We start from the raw sequence: 16,234 nt of genomic DNA on the forward strand, positions 1-16,234 counted from the left end.
ATATATAGAGAGGAACGAAAAGAAAATGGTTTTTAGAGTGCCGTCATATTATAAAGAGTTCCGGTGCATTGCTGATAAATGTCCGGATAATTGCTGCAGAGGATGGGAAATTGATATTGATGAGGATACACTGGATTATTATAAGGATCTGAAAGGACCGATGGCAGAGAAAATCCGTGCATCGATCAGCGAGGATGGCAGTTTTGTGTTAAATGAAGAGGGATGGTGTCCGCTTCTGAATGAAAAGGGACTCTGCGAGGTATGTCTGACTTTGGGGGAGGATTCTCTGTCAGAGGTGTGTACGGAATATCCGAGATTTACGACGGAGTATCCGAAAACGAGAGAAAAAGTATTATGTCTTTCCTGCGGGGAAGTTGGGCGTATCGTCTTTTCAGATACGGAAACGATCGGATTTGACGAACAGATTCTTTCGGAAGATTATGATGAGTATGAGTGGGAGGAGGGGGATGATGAGCTTGCGGAGAAACTTGAAGCAGTAAGAGCACATGCGATCGGCCTGCTTCAGGATCGCACTCATTCCATAACAAAGCGCATCGCAATGTATCTCGATTATTGCTGTCAGATGCAGAAGGAGCTGTTTGAGACAGCACCAAAAACGGAAGAACCGGAAAAGATCAGCCTTTACGAGGCATTCTTACAGCGGCTTTCGCAGTATGAGGAGCTTGAATCCATTGGTGATGCGTGGTCTGATATGGAAGATAGGCTGAAGAATTTTTATAATGAAGAAAATTATGAAAAGACGCACCGTGCTTTTATGGAGTCACAAAAGGAAAACGAGTATCAGTATGAACATCTGATGGTATATTATACTTTCCGTTATTTTATGAGGGCATTCTATGATAACAATCTGCTTGAAAAGGCGCAGTTTGCAGTTGCATCTTTTTTGATGGTGCGTGATATGGATGTCATGGTCTGGATGGAAAACGGACAGAAATTTGATCTTTCAGACCGTGTCGAAACAACGAAAGTTTATGCAAAAGAAGTAGAGCATTCCGAAGAAAATATAGAAATGTTAGGAGAATCATTTTTGTTTGAAGACGTATTTTCCGTAAAAGGTCTGCTTGCACAGATCATGTAAAAAAATAAGCCGGGTGACAGGGCACCTGACAGCTTTCATAAGCTGACGGCCTGATCAACCGGCTTTTAGTATCTGCCTGTGAGAAAATGCAGGAAAGATACAGGCTTTTTCCCGGCGGCTTTTGTCTCATCGATATATTTCTCATAGAAAGAAACAACTTCAACGAAAGACATTGCCGGATCGATTGCATAAGTCATACAACACACCTCCTTATTTGTTTTCTATAATATAGCATAATGTATCGGGAAAATCAACAAAAAACAATTCGACATATTGTGCAATATATACAAAAACTGATGAGACGGATGAAAAACTGTACAAAAGCAGGAAAATAACAAGTGTGTATTTTTACTAGATTTCACATAATAAAATTGTATAATATTACTTGAGATTTAAAAAAGTGATTATTTTTCCAGAAATGAAACGGGAAAAATAAAAATATTATACAAAATATTTCTGACATAAGAAAAAGGGGAGACTATGGATCAGGGAGAAGCAGGCCGCAGACGTGAAGCGGAAAAAAGAAGATACGAGGCACGAAAAAGAAGACAGAAGAAACGGAAAAGACAGCAGATGTTTGCAGGCGGTGTCATGATCTTTACGGCAGTTATGTTTGTGGGAGTGATTTTATATGGTGTATGGCGCATATCCCACAGGACAATACAGACACAGGATGAGATCATTGTGGAGGAAACGAAATATATTGCGGACCGGCCGGATTTTTCTGTGCAGCTTTTAGATTATAATGAATTCTCAAGACCGGGAACGGCACTTGAAAAAATAAATGGGATTGTTGTGCATTATACCGCAAATCCGGGAACAACGGCGCAGCAGAACCGTGATTATTTTGAAGGACTGGCGCAATCAGGGGAAACGCATGCAAGCAGTCATTTTGTGATCGGGATCAGTGGGGAGATCATCCAATGCATTCCATGCAATGAAATCGCATATGCTTCGAATGAGAGAAATGCCGATACGATTTCCATAGAGTGCTGTATTCCGGATGATACGGGAAAATTTACGGATGCGACTTATGGATCGCTGGTTCATCTGGTGACATGGCTGATGGGACGTTATGATCTGACTACGGATGATGTGATAAGACATTATGATGTAACTGGAAAGGCATGTCCGAAATATTATGTGGAAAACGAGGCTGCATGGGAGCAGTTTAAGTCGGATCTTGTCGATTACATAGAGACCAACGGTATTGCAAAAACAGAGGAAATACAGTAAAATGAAAGTATCAATTATGTCGAAGGAAGCAGTATGATAGAGAAATATTACGAAGCATTGCAAAAAAGAGAAAATCTCCGCGAAAACCTTGTAGAATTGCGTAACAGGATGAAAGATGAAACCGTCAGAAAACAGTTTGCGTCACTGACCGGGGATGGCAGATTACTGTTAGAACTGTTAGAGGAAGAAGATCCTAAGGTGCGTAAAAATGCAGCGATGATCCTTGGGGAACTGAGGCTGGCAGGTGCTGTAGATGCATTAGTTACGGCATATGAAAGGGAGCAGACTCTTTTTGTAAAAAGCGCGTATTTAAAGGCACTTGCCTATTTGGATATTACGGCATATCAGGAACGGCTCAAAGAGAGGATGGAAGAACTTCTCTCTTATACTCCGGCAATAGAAGAAAAAAAGCATATTGATGAGGAGGTTCGTGCACTTGGCAGGCTGTTAGAAAAGGCAGAAGATAACAAAAGTCACGCATTTACCGGATTTAAAGATCCACATGAGATGCTGCTGCTGACCGGGCATACACGTACGGATGTAACCTTGAAGGAAATTGGGGAACTTCCAGCGGATATCAGGAGAAAAACGGCAAAACATCCACTCGGAGTGGCAGTGTATACAAAGGATGTGCGTGCTATGGCAAATCTGAGAACTTACCGTGAACTTTTGTTTCCGATCCGTTTAAAGCAGGATGAGGGGCAGGAAGAGGAGTTAGCAGATGCGATCTGGCAGAGCGGCATCAGTGATTTTTTAAAGGAGTGTCATAAACAGGACACCCCGTTTCGTTTTCGTGTAGAGATCCGGGCAGATATGGAGAACGACAAAAGAGCTTCTTTTGCGAAAAAGTTTGCAATACAGTTAGAGCGTGCATCAGCGAGATGGCTGACCAATTCAACGGGTGATTATGAAATAGAGATTCGTCTGATAAAGAAAAAAGATGGAGGATTTGCACCATTTTTAAAACTGTATACGATTCCGATGCGGCGTTTTGCCTACCGGAAAAATGCAGTTGCAGCATCCATTCATCCATCACTGGCAGCAATGCTTGTGGCACTTGCAAGACCATATCTCAAAGAAAATGCACAGATCTTAGATCCATTCTGCGGAGTGGGGACAATGCTCATCGAGAGAGACATTATAGAACCGGCAAGGGAAAAGTATGGGATCGATATTTTTGGACCGGCGATTGAAGGAGCAAGGGAAAATGCCTCTTTAGTGGGTGAAAAGATCAATTTTATCCATAGAGATTATTTTGATTTTAGACATGATTATCTGTTTGATGAGATCATTACCAATATGCCGGTAAGGGGAAAACAGTCACGCGGTGAGATGGATACACTTTATGCTTCATTTTTTGAAAAATCAAAAGAAATCTTAGCACCGGGCGGAATGATGATTTTTTATTCAAATGAAGAAGGCATTGTAAAGAAACAACTTCGTTTACATACAGAATACAGGTTGATACAGGAGTTTGTGATTTCAGAGAAACGTCATTTTAGTCTGTATATCGTTGGAATAAAGGGGTAAAGGGAATGGCACTTTTAAGTAGGAAGAAGGAAGAAGATCCTTTAAGATCAGAACAGGTACTGTTGGATATATCACTGATGCAGAATCTACAGGACCGTTTCTGTGATGCGAATAACCTGTATCTGATGTGTCTTGACAGAGACCGCACGGAAGTCACAAAGACATATGGTTCGAAGGAAGAACTTGAGTATCTGGGCAGTGTGATCGACATGGACAGACATGCCGGGCTGTTAGAACGGCTGCAAAACAGCAGGATTGAAAGCGTGATCGAAGAGGACTGTGGTGCAGATGGAATCCGGATGTGCGGGGTAGCTGTAAAGGTAAGCGGAGAGGTATCTGCGATCTGGATCGTGGTCGGTATAATGGAAGATGCCGGAGAAAATGTACCGGATTACATGATGAGAACAACGCCGGAGCGTTATTATAAGTCGATTGAGTTTTTGGAAACATTGTCAAAGCAGATGTTTGCCGTCAAATTAGAGGAACTTTTAGCACAGGAGGCTTTTTTAAAGAGCCGCGAGTCGGAAGAACAGATGGAGACGGAATTAAAACGTAATGAGGCGATGACAGCGATCGTGCGTATGCTTGAGTCGGAGGACAGTTTTGATGGGATTGTCCGGGATATTTTAAAGGAGGCATGCGGGTATCTTGAGATTTCTGCTGCGGTTTTGTTCCGGGAAAATATAGACGGCGCAACCGTTAATATGATCAGTGAGTATTATTCCGCGGGAAGAGAGTCCCGGATGGATGCTTCACAGAACATTCCAAAAGCAGAATTGCCTTTTTTTAATGGAAAACCATACATGATCTCTGCAGATTCGAAGATGCCTGAGTCGTTCCACAGATTATTTGATGCACAGAAAATGAAAGCAGGGCTGTTCCTGCCAATCGATGTTGGTGGGAAAACAGGGATGTATGTCTGCTTCTGTGAAGATGAAAAAGAACGTATCTGGGACAGTGGAGAGATTAAGTTTGTCAATGATGTCAGAAGGATCATACAGACGATCCTGGTAAAACGTATCGCAAAAAATTCACTCGCAAGTTCGTATGCGTCACTGGAGGCGATTCTTGAAAATGTGGGATGCGGAATCTACGTGATGGATACAAAAGAAAATACCATCCTGTATACAAACCAGCGTTTCCGTAAAGCGTTTGGTGGAGACATGCACAGTGCCGGCATTGAAGAATGTTTAAGACAGGGAGCACAGTCAGAGGACAGCCTTTATTTCAGGGAAGTTTACTCAAAAGAAGAAAACCGCTGGTTTGATCTGCACAGTACAAGGATCAACTGGGTTGACGGAAGAAAAGTTCTTTTATGTACGATTTATGATGTGACAGATAAAAAATTATATCAGCAGAAGATTGAGCGTCAGGCAAACAATGATTTCCTGACAGGGCTTTATAACAGAATGCGCTGTGAACAGGATCTGGAACGGTATATCCGTCAGACGAAAGAGTTTGGTGGAGAGGGAGCATTACTTTATATTGATCTGGATGATTTTAAGCATATCAATGACGGACTTGGACATCAGTATGGTGATGTTTTACTTAAGAATATTTCAGGCAGCCTGCAGAGGATTCCCGGTGTGGAGAATAACTGTTACCGTATGGGCGGTGATGAGTTTATCATCATACTGGCACATCATCATATGACAATGCTTCAGCAGATCTTAGATGAGATCAAATCGTTATTTACAAAACCGTGGATGTTAAAAGGAACAGATTATTACTGTACGATGAGTATGGGAGTTGTGCGTTTCCCGGCAGATGGGGACACGGTGGAAGAACTGATCAAAAAAGCAGATATTGCCCTTTATTCTGCAAAGTGTGCAGGAAAGAACCGTATAGAGTTTTATGATGACAATGTTGAGTCTACCTCTTACAAGCGGCTTGATCTTGAAAAGAATATGCGCAATGCAACGAGAAATGCATTCAGCGAATTTGAAGTATATTTCCAGCCAATCGTAAATATCACAAAAGAAGGAAATCCATGTGCCGGTGCAGAAGCACTGATACGCTGGAATTCAGGGGAACTTGGATTGATACCGCCGACAGATTTTATCCCGCTTGCGGAATATTTAGGACTGATCAACCCGATCGGCGAATTTGTTTTGCGTGAAGCGTGTATCCATTGTAAATACTGGAATGATATGGGGCATCCGGAGTACAAAGTGAATGTTAATCTCTCTGTTGTACAGCTTTTACAGAACGATATCGTAGAGCGGATCGCACATGTGATCGAGGAGACAAGGATCACACCGCAGAACCTTACCTTAGAAGTAACAGAGAGTCTTGCGGTCAATGATATGAGCCGGATGAAACGGATACTTGCAGATATCAGACATCTTGGAGTACGTGTTGCGCTGGATGATTTTGGTACAGGCTATTCTTCTTTAAATCATATCAGGGAGATGCCGATCGATGTCATAAAGATCGACCGCTGTTTTATCATTGATATTGGAAAAGATGATTTCTCCAACGCATTTGTAAAAATGGTCGGAGAACTGGCAACTGCGATCCATGTGAATGTCTGTGTAGAGGGCGTGGAGACAAAAGAACAGTTAGATGCGCTGATGGGATCAAAGGTTCAACTGATTCAGGGATTCTATTTTGGAAAACCGATGAAGGCAGAGATGTTTGAGAGACAGTTCCTGTAAGGGCTGTCTTTCAATATCTAAATAATCAAAACAGTTCCAAAAATTAAAAAAATAAATAAAATTAAAAAAATATCAAAAAAACTGTTGACATATTTGTTTTTCTCTGTTATTATAAATGAGTCGTCGCGAGAGAGTGATTGATACGCGGAAGTGTCGGAATTGGCAGACGAGCAAGACTAAGGATCTTGTGTTCATTGCGAACGTGTGGGTTCAAGTCCCATCTTCCGCATCAAAGATTTCTTTGATTGACGGGTTTGCAGGAGTGGCGGAATTGGCAGACGCGCAGGCTTCAGGTGCCTGTGGTAGCAATATCGTGTGGGTTCAAGTCCCATCTCCTGCATTTTTATATGTTAGGGTGAAAGAAGCATTGAGGATTCGATGCTTCTTTTTTTTCTCTCACAGAAGACATGGGTGTCAAAAGGCGGCTCACAACTTAGTGGTTGTCAAATTGCGCAAAGCCGTGGCCCATTTTATGACTTTGGGAGAAAATTACGTTCCGTGAAAATAGTACTTTTTCCATAGAGAAAATACAAAAAGAATATGCTAAAATGAAATCGTATTGTTTCTTTACATTAGAGAAGTAAAGAGGAAAAGGAGAAAATCTATATGAAGAAAATGAAGACGTATATTCTTGGAATGGTTCTGGCATTTGCATTGATCCTTCTTCCACAGAATGTATCAGCAGCAACACAGATCCCTGTCACGGCTGTGGAGGATATCACGGATGTGATGGCAGTAGGTTCTACGAATATTAAGGTCCCGACCGGAGAATACAGTAATGTGGTACAGTTTAGCTTAAACAAACCGTCATATGTGTATGTGTCTGCGTATTCGACAGTTATGCATGAGGATTATGATTCTTTAGGTGCGATTGAGGAATTTGCAGTATATTCAGATGCAAACTGTTCGAATCTGGTTACCGGAGACGAGGTAACTGTTGTATGGGGGAATGAGAGAAAGTCAAAATATCTGTGCCTCGATGCTGGAAATTACTGGATTTGCTTTGCTAAAACTAAAAACGGTAGTTACAATGATGTCAGTTATGGCGAGTTCCGCCTTTCAGTTGCAGCCCAGTATCTGAATGTAACCGGAACAAAGAATGGTTCCTGGGGACGTGCAAAACAGATTACCACGGATAAAAAAGTAACTGGATTTTTAAGTTCCAACACAAGAAAAAGCTGGTTTAAATTTAAAGTATCCGGAGATACAACAGCAAGATTGAACCTTTCACTGGAGAATCCGCTGGGAGAAAGTGTTTTTGAAAGCAGCAAAACAGGTGTGACGTTATACCGTTCGAACCATAATGTATTGGAGCGTATGAATATTGCAGAAAATTATTATTCTTCTGCATGTTCCAAAGAGGTTACATTAAAGAGCGGTACTTACTATATTGAAATTGCAGGCAGTGAAGCATATAAAGATAGCTTGGATCCGACAAAACTGAAAAAAACCGGTGTGAACAACATGGGTGTGGTAAACTTAAAGATTACCACAGTCAAAAAAACCAAAATTTCCAAACTTTCCAATGTGAAAGGAAAGAAAGCACAGGTTACATATAACAAAGTAAGCAATGCAAAGGGATATGAGATCCAGTATTCCACGGACAAGAAGTTTAAAAAGGGCGTGAAAGTCAAAAAGGCAAACGCAAAGACAACAAAGGTTACTCTGAAAAAGCTGACAAAAGGAAAAAAATATTATGTGCGTGTCAGAGCATATCGTGTGGACGAGGATGACAACAGAGTAAACGGCTCATGGAGTGAGGCGAAATCAGTAAAGATCACAAAATAAGACAGCAAGGTATAAGTGGCGCGGCAGAAAAACTGCCGCGCTATTTGCATTTAGGAGGAAATCATTTATAATAGATACCAATGTGGCACAGAAGGCGGAAAACAAAGGATGGAAAAATGATTGCTTTAAATGATTATCTTTATTCCGGGGATACGGTATTTCGGATTTTAAAAAAATATACAGAAGATTTAAAACGTGTGGCAGAGGAAAATGACAGTGAGGTGGATCGGTTACACTGTAATTTCCTGATGCAGATCATGGAACTGCTAGAGCATAATGACTTTTTGACAGCACAGTCGCAGAAAATACGGGAATTTTATCAGTATATGGCGAAACAATATCCTTACCTTTCTTTTACTTTTAAAGGAAGGATCAAATCACTGATCCGTGCGGAAGCAAAATTCAACGGATATATCGTAGAGCATGTTTATAATTATTATCTGAAAAACCATGCCTATCCTCCGGTGGATGAATTAAAGGAACGGCTGAGCTGCTTCAGGGATCTGATCGCATACCGCATTGTCATATCCATGCCTAAATGCCATGTGGGAGATGAAAAGGAAAGAGAACAGGAAGAAATCAGACATTTATATGACATCGCAAATGTGCTTAAGGTATTTTTAGAGGAGCGGGGATTTACGGCAGAACCGGCAGGCGGTATAAAGCTGAGTGATTCTCCACTGCTCAGTGAAGAAGTACGGCCGTATTACAGGGATTATATTGTGAATGAAGAACCGGATGGATACCGGTCGTTACATATTACTTTTTTTGACAACAGTGCACATTGTTATATGGAAATGCAGCTTAGGACAAAAGCGATGGATGATATAGCGGAAATCGGACCAGCGAATCATCTGGGATATGAGAAGAAGCAGGAGAGTGAACGTGCAAGACGTGATGCTGTTCCGGTGGGGGAATGTATTTATTTTGATGAGGCATATGAAAGAGGAATGAAACTGCAGCAGATCGAACTGGCAAAACTGGATGTGAATATGTTTTCGGCAATTGATAACAGCCTGATCAATGATGGGTGTGGACTTTACCGGGGAAGACTGATCCTTCCATATGAACATTTATCTCGTTTTCAAAATGATTAATGGAAAAGAGGGCAAAGTTGAGGGCAAAATTTTGTCATTAATTTAAAATAAAAAAAGGAAATCGAAAAAGAACGCGGAATATATATATTGTAATTACTGTGTGGCAGGTTTATCCAAAGAGGAGGAACAACATGTCGATACGGGAAGATATTGAACGGATGGAATGTGAGAACTTAAGTCCGTATGCTACGCTCAGCATACATTCAAGAGGACGTGATTATCCGGAAGGACAGTGTGATATAAGACCTGTATTCCAGCGCGATAGAGACCGGATTTTACACTGTAAGGCATTCCGCCGGTTGAAGAATAAAACACAGGTGTTTCTGACACCCAAAGGAGATCATTACAGAACGAGGCTTTCACATACCTTAGAGGTATCACAGAATGCCCGCACGATCGCAAAAGCACTGCGGCTCAATGAAGATCTTGTCGAGGCGATCGCATTAGGGCATGATCTGGGACATACGCCGTTTGGGCATGCTGGTGAGTTTGTGCTGAATGGACTGTGCGATGAAGGTTTCCATCACAATGAGCAGAGTGTAAGGATCGTTGAGAAGCTGGAAAAGGACGGTAAGGGACTGAATCTGACCTGGGAGGTAAGGGATGGTATCTTAAACCATCAGACGAGTCTGATGCCGCATACTTTAGAAGGAAAGATTGTCCGGCTGTCGGATAAGATCGCCTATATCAATCACGATATTGACGATGCCATAAGGGCGCAGATACTGACAGAGGAGAATATACCGTTAGAACTTCGGAAAACACTGGGATTTTCGACGAGGCAGCGTTTAAATACACTGATACATAACATCATCAGCAACAGTGTTGGAAAAGACGATATCATTATGTCGGAGGAAGTAGAGCAGGCTATGATCGAACTGCGCAAATTTATGTTCGACCATGTCTATAAAAATCCGGTAGCAAAAGGGGAAGAGACCAAGGCAAAAGCCATGATCGAGCAGTTGTTCTTCTATTATATGGAACATGTAGAACTTCTCCCTGAGAAATATCTGCGCATGCGTGATGCCGGTGAAACAGACCAGCGTATCATCTGCGATTACATCTCCGGCATGACAGACCAGTACGCCATCACAAAATTCAGCGAATACTTCATGCCACAGGCCTGGCAGGTAGATGGCTACTAACACGAAAGGAGAAAAAGATGCCGTATTATTCTGATGACATCATAGAAGAAGTGCGTTCCAGGAATGACATTGTTGATGTGATTTCCCAATATGTGCGTCTTTCAAAAAAGGGCAGTACCTATTTCGGACTCTGCCCGTTTCATAATGAAAAAACAGGCTCCTTTTCCGTGTCGCCTAACAAACAGATGTATTATTGTTTCGGATGCGGCGCGGGTGGAAATGTATTTACATTTCTGATGGAGTATGAAAATTTTACATTTGGTGAGGCGATGGAAGCGTTAGCCGACCGCGCCGGTGTGGAACTGCCAAAACAGGAATACACCAGTGCACAGAGGCAGGAAGCGGACAAGCGCGCAAGACTGCTTGAAATTAATAAAGAAGCAGCAAAATATTTTTACATGCTGCTGCGTGGAGAGAGAGGTGCGCGCGCGCTTAACTATTTCAGAAAGCGTGAGCTGTCAGATGAGACAATGCAGAAATTCGGTCTCGGTTATTCCGACCAGTACAGCGATGATCTTTACCAGTATCTCCGCAAAAAAGGATACGAAGATGATATTTTAAAAGAATCCGGTTTAGTCAGCATTGATGAGAGGCGCGGCGGGTATGATAAGTTCTGGAACCGTGCGATGTTCCCGATTATGGATGTACACAATAAGGTTATTGGTTTTGGTGGACGTGTCATGGGGGATGGTGAGCCGAAATATCTGAATTCTCCGGAAACAAAGATCTTTGATAAGAGCCGCAATCTTTACGGATTAAATTTTGCAAGAAGCACCAAAAAGCCACAGCTTCTTCTTTGTGAAGGTTATATGGATGTGATCGCCCTGCATCAGGCAGGGTTTGACAATGCAGTTGCTTCTTTGGGAACGGCACTTACGAGTGGACATGCAAATCTGTTAAAGCGCTACACGAAAAATGTTTATCTGACCTACGACAGCGATGGAGCAGGTGTAAAGGCAGCGCTTCGTGCAATCCCGATCTTAAAAGAAGTTGGGATCACCACGAAAGTTATCAATATGAAGCCGTACAAAGATCCGGACGAATTTATCAAAGCACTTGGTGCAGAGGAATATCAGAAGCGGATCGATACAGCAGAAAACAGTTTTATGTTTGAAATACGTATCTTAGAGCAGCAGTATGATATGCATGATCCGGAGAGCAAGACAAAGTTTTATAATGCGGTTGCAGAAAAACTTTGTACGTTCGGGGAAAAATTAGAGCGTGATAATTATATTGCTGCGGTAGCAGAGAAGTATATGATCGGTATAGAAGATCTGCGCAGGCTGGTAAACCAGTATGGTGCAAAGATCGGTATGGCAGCGGGTGGTGCATCACCTGTGAGAGAGCGGGCAGAAGTCAGGCGTGACCAGGGCGGTGAAAAGAAAAAGGAAAGCGGTATGATACAGTCACAGAAACTGCTTTTGACCTGGCTCATCGAGCATACCGGATTATTTCCTAAGATTGAGAAATATATTTCGCCGGAAGATTTTACAGAAGAGATTTATCATAAAGCGGCGGAAATATTATATGAACAGTATCGGGATACCGGTACCGTCAACCCGGCAAAAATTGTCAGTATGTTTCAGAATGAAGAAGAACAGCGCGAGATCGCAGGTCTTTTTCATGCCACGATCCGTGGTGTAGAGACAGAAGGAGACAAAGAAAATGGTGGATATTCCAAAGAAACGTTTGAGAAAGCGTTAAAAGAAACCATTATCCGGGTAAAACAAAACAGCATTGAGTATCACTTGAAGAACATGGCACCGACTGATATGGCGGCGCTGCAACGGTCAGTGGCGGATAAGAAGGCACTTGAAGAATTAGAGAAAGTGCATATTTCCATTGATTAAGGACAAAATAGTAGAAAACCTGAGAGGATGAAACAAAATGGCAACAAAAAAGAAAGAAAACAACGAAAATACGAAGGTTTCCGGAAAGAAAGCGGATGCATCTGCAGTAAATAATGCGGAGACAGAAGCAGCAAGAGAAAAATTTCAGGAAAAATTAAAAGAACTTTTAAGCCTTGCAAAAAAGAAAAAGAATATGTTGGAGTATCAGGAAATCAGTGATTTCTTTGCTGATATGCAGCTTGATTCCGATAAATTTGAGAAAATTCTTGATTTCCTTGAGGCAAACAATATCGATGTTTTAAGAATTACAGATGATGATGCAGATGATGATATTCTGCTTGAAGTGGATGATGATGACGAGATTGAGGTAGAAAAGATCGATCTTTCTGTTCCGGATGGTGTATCCATTGAAGATCCGGTACGTATGTACTTAAAAGAGATCGGTAAAGTGCCGCTGCTTTCTGCAGAAGAGGAGATCGAGCTGGCAAAGCGTATGGAGCTTGGCGATCAGGAAGCAAAAAAACGTCTTGCAGAGGCAAACTTACGTCTTGTAGTCAGCATTGCAAAACGTTATGTGGGACGTGGTATGTTATTCCTTGACTTGATTCAGGAGGGAAATCTTGGTCTGATCAAAGCAGTTGAAAAGTTTGATTACCGAAAGGGATATAAGTTCTCGACATATGCAACATGGTGGATTCGTCAGGCGATCACAAGAGCTATTGCAGATCAGGCACGTACGATCCGTATCCCGGTACACATGGTAGAGACGATCAACAAACTTATCCGCGTGAGCAGACAGTTACTGCAGGAGTTAGGACGTGAACCTACCCCGGAAGAAATCGCAGCAGAGATGAACATGCCGGTAGAGCGTGTGCGTGAAATCTTAAAGATTTCCCAGGAGCCGGTTTCCTTAGAGACCCCGATCGGTGAGGAGGAGGACAGCCACCTTGGAGACTTTATCCAGGATGATAATGTACCTGTTCCGGCAGATGCGGCAGCATTTACTCTGCTAAAAGAACAGTTAGAAGAAGTGCTTGGTACACTGACAGAGCGTGAACAGAAGGTGCTTACACTTCGTTTTGGTCTTGAGGATGGACGTGCAAGAACACTTGAGGAAGTTGGAAAAGAGTTTAATGTTACCCGTGAACGTATTCGTCAGATTGAGGCGAAAGCACTGCGTAAACTGCGTCATCCAAGCAGAAGCCGCAAGTTAAAGGATTATCTGGAGTAAGATGGTAAAGATATCAGACAGATTAAAAACGGCGGCTTCATTGGTCAGTGAAGGTGTGGTATTAGCAGATGTGGGAACAGACCATGGTTATGTACCGATTTATCTGTTAGAACAAAAGAAGATCAGATGTGCGATCGCAATGGATATTAATAAGGGACCACTGGAACGTGCAAAGGAACATATTCATTTATATGGTATGGATGCATACATACAGACCAGGCTTTCGGATGGAGTTGCAGCGTTACAAATGGGCGAGGCAGACTCCATACTGGTTGCAGGGATGGGTGGCGGACTTGTGATGCATATTTTAGAAGAAGGAAAAGCTGTCTGCCAGGCGGCAGACGAATTGATACTTCAGCCACAATCGGAACTGTCCGGTGTCAGGGATTACCTTGCGAAAAACGGATACATGATCGATGCAGAGCGTATGGTATTTGAGGATGGCAAATATTATCCGATGATGCGTGTGCATTATCAGACAGGGAAAAATAAAAATACAGATATAACAGAAAAAGATGCAGCACTAAAAAATGCTGGAAACTGTGAAACACAGGATCAAAGCAGATATAAGGTCGAATGTTTATACGGAAGACACTTACTTATGGAAAAAAATCCCATACTGCATCAGTATCTGCAGAAAGAACACAAGGTGTTTGAAACTATTCTGGATAATCTTTTAAAACAGCCTGAGTCAGAGAAAATAACTGCACGTATCGGAGAAGTAAAAGAATCGCTTGGTTATAATGAAGCTGCACTTGCATATTATAAAGCATAAGCCATCCTTGTGGAAAATGACATTTTTTACATGCTGGATTTGTGCTGTCTTAAGAAATGGGCGGGAATGGAGAATCATATGGGAGAAGAACAGATCATTGTAAAAATCGGGGAAGAAGAAAAAACGTATCCGACAGGAATCAGCTTTTTAAGTATAGCGCAGGAATATCAGGACCGGTATGAGGATGATATCGTGCTTGCATTGTATAATAACAGACTGCGTGAATTAAAGAAAACCATAGAAAAAGATGGAGAACTGTCTTTTCTTACAACTTCTGATAAGACCGGAAAACGTGCTTACCGCAGGAGTGTCACACTGCTGATGCAAAAAGCAGTGTGGAATCTGTGGAGCAAAGAGCATATTGGAGTACATGTCAGATATGCTATCGGTCAGGGATATTACTGTGAACTGATGAAAGATGGGGAAAGCTGTAAGATCACGGAGGCGATGATCGGATCACTGAAAAAAGAGATGTATCGTCTTGTGATGGCAGATCTGCCAATCGAAAAATACAGTATGAATACGGATGAGGCAGTAGCTTTATTCCATGAACTTGGAATGAAAGATAAAGAGAAGCTGTTCCGTTACCGGCGCAGTTCCAGGGTAAATATTTACGAGCTGGATCATTATAAGGATTATTTTTATGGATTTATGGTGCCGTCTACCGGATATTTAAGATATTACGATGTGACAGCATACCAGGATGGATTTGTACTTTTGTTCCCTGGGGAAGATGCAAAAAAAGTTTCGGAATTTGTGCCTTCGGATAAATTGTTTTATACATTAAAACGTTCGAGAGACTGGGGAAAACTGCAGCAGATCGATACGATCGGCGCTCTTAATGATGCAATCTCTGCAGGAAAGACGCAGGAGATGATCTTGACGCAGGAGGCACTGTTTGAAGAACGTATCGGCGCACTTGCGGAAATGATCGTAAAGGAAGAGGGCAAGAAGTTTATCATGATCGCAGGACCGTCTTCATCTGGAAAAACGACTTTTTCACACCGCCTGTCCATACAGCTTGCGGCAAAAGGCTTAAAACCGCATCCATTTCCGCTTGATGATTATTATGTGGATCGTGATAAGTGTCCGCGTGATGAAAACGGAGAACTTGATTTTGAGTGCCTTGAATCGCTGGATGTGGAGCTTTTCAATCATGATATGAATGAACTTCTGGCAGGAAAGGCAGTGAATCTTCCAATCTTTAATTTTAAAACAGGAAAAAGAGAATACAAAGATAAGATCATGCAGCTGGGAAAAGATGACGTGTTAGTTATCGAGGGTATTCACGGACTGAATGATAAATTGTCCTATTCTCTTCCGGTAGAGAGCAAATTTAAGATTTATATCAGTGCGCTGACACAGTTAAATATTGATGAGCATAACTATCTGCCGACTACTGATGGAAGAATGATACGCCGTATCGTGCGTGATGCAAGAACCAGAGGAACTTCAGCAAAAGAAACGATAGCCATGTGGGATTCTGTGCGCCGTGGGGAGGAAAAGAACATTTTTCCATTTCAGGAAGGGGCAGATGTGATGTTCAATTCTGCACTGATCTATGAACTGGCAGTATTAAAGATATATGCAGAACCATTGTTGTTTGCCATTGACAAGGACTGTCCGGAATATCTTGAGGCAAAACGTCTTTTGAAGTTTTTGGATTATTTTCTTCCGATGTCCCCGGATGGAATCGGGCAGAATTCTATCATCCGTGAATTTATCGGTGGTTCGTGTTTTAATGTATAAGAAAAACAGGCTTGCACAAATAAGAAAAAAAGTGTATAGTTAATCGGGTGCCTTGCTGGCAGAATGTGCCGGCTGGC

At 42.0% G+C, this 16,234-nt stretch carries 12 protein-coding genes and 2 tRNA genes; 13 read left to right on the forward strand and 1 reads right to left on the reverse strand.

What is annotated here, in order from left to right; genetic code table 11:
• Positions 1-25 precede the first annotated feature (25 nt).
• Entirely contained in the window at positions 26-1,099 is a 1,074-nt protein-coding gene (gene fliB / locus ACDD58_RS11670; protein ID WP_370777564.1) for a flagellin lysine-N-methylase, read from the forward strand.
• A gap of 65 nt (positions 1,100-1,164) precedes the next feature.
• On the opposite strand, the gene ACDD58_RS11675 is transcribed toward fliB, so the two are convergent.
• Positions 1,165-1,296, reverse strand: coding sequence for a thioredoxin (locus ACDD58_RS11675; protein ID WP_117918705.1), 132 nt, complete (start codon positions 1,294-1,296; stop codon positions 1,165-1,167).
• A gap of 283 nt (positions 1,297-1,579) precedes the next feature.
• On the opposite strand from ACDD58_RS11675, the gene ACDD58_RS11680 reads away from it, so the two are divergent.
• The 12 genes from ACDD58_RS11680 (at position 1,580) to ACDD58_RS11735 (ending at position 16,157) form a co-directional block, all read left to right on the forward strand.
• Positions 1,580-2,335 carry an N-acetylmuramoyl-L-alanine amidase family protein gene (locus ACDD58_RS11680; protein WP_186899508.1) on the forward strand — a complete coding sequence of 252 codons (756 nt, stop codon included), beginning with the start codon at positions 1,580-1,582 and terminating at the stop codon, positions 2,333-2,335.
• Between the two features lie 33 nt (positions 2,336-2,368).
• On the forward strand, positions 2,369-3,865 hold the full coding sequence (locus ACDD58_RS11685; protein ID WP_370777567.1) for a methyltransferase: 1,497 nt from the start codon (positions 2,369-2,371) through the stop codon (positions 3,863-3,865).
• Positions 3,866-3,870: 5 nt separating this feature from the next.
• Positions 3,871-6,522, forward strand: a complete 2,652-nt coding sequence (locus ACDD58_RS11690) for an EAL domain-containing protein (RefSeq protein WP_370777569.1) — start codon at positions 3,871-3,873, stop codon at positions 6,520-6,522.
• Positions 6,523-6,666: 144 nt separating this feature from the next.
• Positions 6,667-6,751 (forward strand) — tRNA-Leu (locus ACDD58_RS11695).
• A gap of 27 nt (positions 6,752-6,778) precedes the next feature.
• A tRNA-Leu gene (locus ACDD58_RS11700) sits at positions 6,779-6,862 on the forward strand.
• 266 nt (positions 6,863-7,128) lie between these two features.
• On the forward strand, positions 7,129-8,310 hold the full coding sequence (locus ACDD58_RS11705) for a fibronectin type III domain-containing protein (RefSeq protein ID WP_370777571.1): 1,182 nt from the start codon (positions 7,129-7,131) through the stop codon (positions 8,308-8,310).
• A 116-nt stretch (positions 8,311-8,426) separates the two neighbouring features.
• The gene (locus ACDD58_RS11710) at positions 8,427-9,407 is read left to right on the forward strand and encodes a guanosine polyphosphate pyrophosphohydrolase (RefSeq protein WP_370777573.1); all 981 of its coding nucleotides are present in this window, start codon (positions 8,427-8,429) and stop codon (positions 9,405-9,407) included.
• A 131-nt stretch (positions 9,408-9,538) separates the two neighbouring features.
• Entirely contained in the window at positions 9,539-10,552 is a 1,014-nt protein-coding gene (locus ACDD58_RS11715; protein ID WP_370777575.1) for a deoxyguanosinetriphosphate triphosphohydrolase, read from the forward strand.
• 17 nt (positions 10,553-10,569) lie between these two features.
• Positions 10,570-12,402 (forward strand): DNA primase, encoded by a 1,833-nt coding sequence (dnaG, locus tag ACDD58_RS11720; protein ID WP_118209118.1) that lies wholly within the window; start codon positions 10,570-10,572, stop codon positions 12,400-12,402.
• Between the two features lie 37 nt (positions 12,403-12,439).
• Complete coding sequence (gene rpoD / locus ACDD58_RS11725; RefSeq protein ID WP_117918691.1) at positions 12,440-13,633, forward strand: RNA polymerase sigma factor RpoD; 1,194 nt, start codon at positions 12,440-12,442, stop codon at positions 13,631-13,633.
• Position 13,634: 1 nt separating this feature from the next.
• Positions 13,635-14,408, forward strand: a complete 774-nt coding sequence (locus ACDD58_RS11730; RefSeq protein WP_370777577.1) for a tRNA (adenine(22)-N(1))-methyltransferase TrmK — start codon at positions 13,635-13,637, stop codon at positions 14,406-14,408.
• Positions 14,409-14,486: 78 nt separating this feature from the next.
• Entirely contained in the window at positions 14,487-16,157 is a 1,671-nt protein-coding gene (locus tag ACDD58_RS11735; RefSeq protein ID WP_186899502.1) for a nucleoside kinase, read from the forward strand.
• Positions 16,158-16,234: the final 77 nt, after the last annotated feature.

Origin of the sequence: Roseburia sp. (assembly GCF_041325975.1) — a bacterium.
Lineage (GTDB): Bacteria > Bacillota > Clostridia > Lachnospirales > Lachnospiraceae > Roseburia > Roseburia rectibacter.

Bases quoted from the DNA above. Each gene is read 5' to 3' on its own strand.
- fliB (WP_370777564.1), top strand. From the start codon at position 26: ATGGTTTTTAGAGTGCCGTCATATTATAAAGAGTTCCGGTGCATTGCT.
- ACDD58_RS11675 (WP_117918705.1), bottom strand. From the start codon at position 1,296: ATGACTTATGCAATCGATCCGGCAATGTCTTTCGTTGAAGTTGTTTCT.
- ACDD58_RS11680 (WP_186899508.1), top strand. From the start codon at position 1,580: ATGGATCAGGGAGAAGCAGGCCGCAGACGTGAAGCGGAAAAAAGAAGA.
- ACDD58_RS11685 (WP_370777567.1), top strand. From the start codon at position 2,369: ATGATAGAGAAATATTACGAAGCATTGCAAAAAAGAGAAAATCTCCGC.
- ACDD58_RS11690 (WP_370777569.1), top strand. From the start codon at position 3,871: ATGGCACTTTTAAGTAGGAAGAAGGAAGAAGATCCTTTAAGATCAGAA.
- ACDD58_RS11705 (WP_370777571.1), top strand. From the start codon at position 7,129: ATGAAGAAAATGAAGACGTATATTCTTGGAATGGTTCTGGCATTTGCA.
- ACDD58_RS11710 (WP_370777573.1), top strand. From the start codon at position 8,427: ATGATTGCTTTAAATGATTATCTTTATTCCGGGGATACGGTATTTCGG.
- ACDD58_RS11715 (WP_370777575.1), top strand. From the start codon at position 9,539: ATGTCGATACGGGAAGATATTGAACGGATGGAATGTGAGAACTTAAGT.
- dnaG (WP_118209118.1), top strand. From the start codon at position 10,570: ATGCCGTATTATTCTGATGACATCATAGAAGAAGTGCGTTCCAGGAAT.
- rpoD (WP_117918691.1), top strand. From the start codon at position 12,440: ATGGCAACAAAAAAGAAAGAAAACAACGAAAATACGAAGGTTTCCGGA.
- ACDD58_RS11730 (WP_370777577.1), top strand. From the start codon at position 13,635: ATGGTAAAGATATCAGACAGATTAAAAACGGCGGCTTCATTGGTCAGT.
- ACDD58_RS11735 (WP_186899502.1), top strand. From the start codon at position 14,487: ATGGGAGAAGAACAGATCATTGTAAAAATCGGGGAAGAAGAAAAAACG.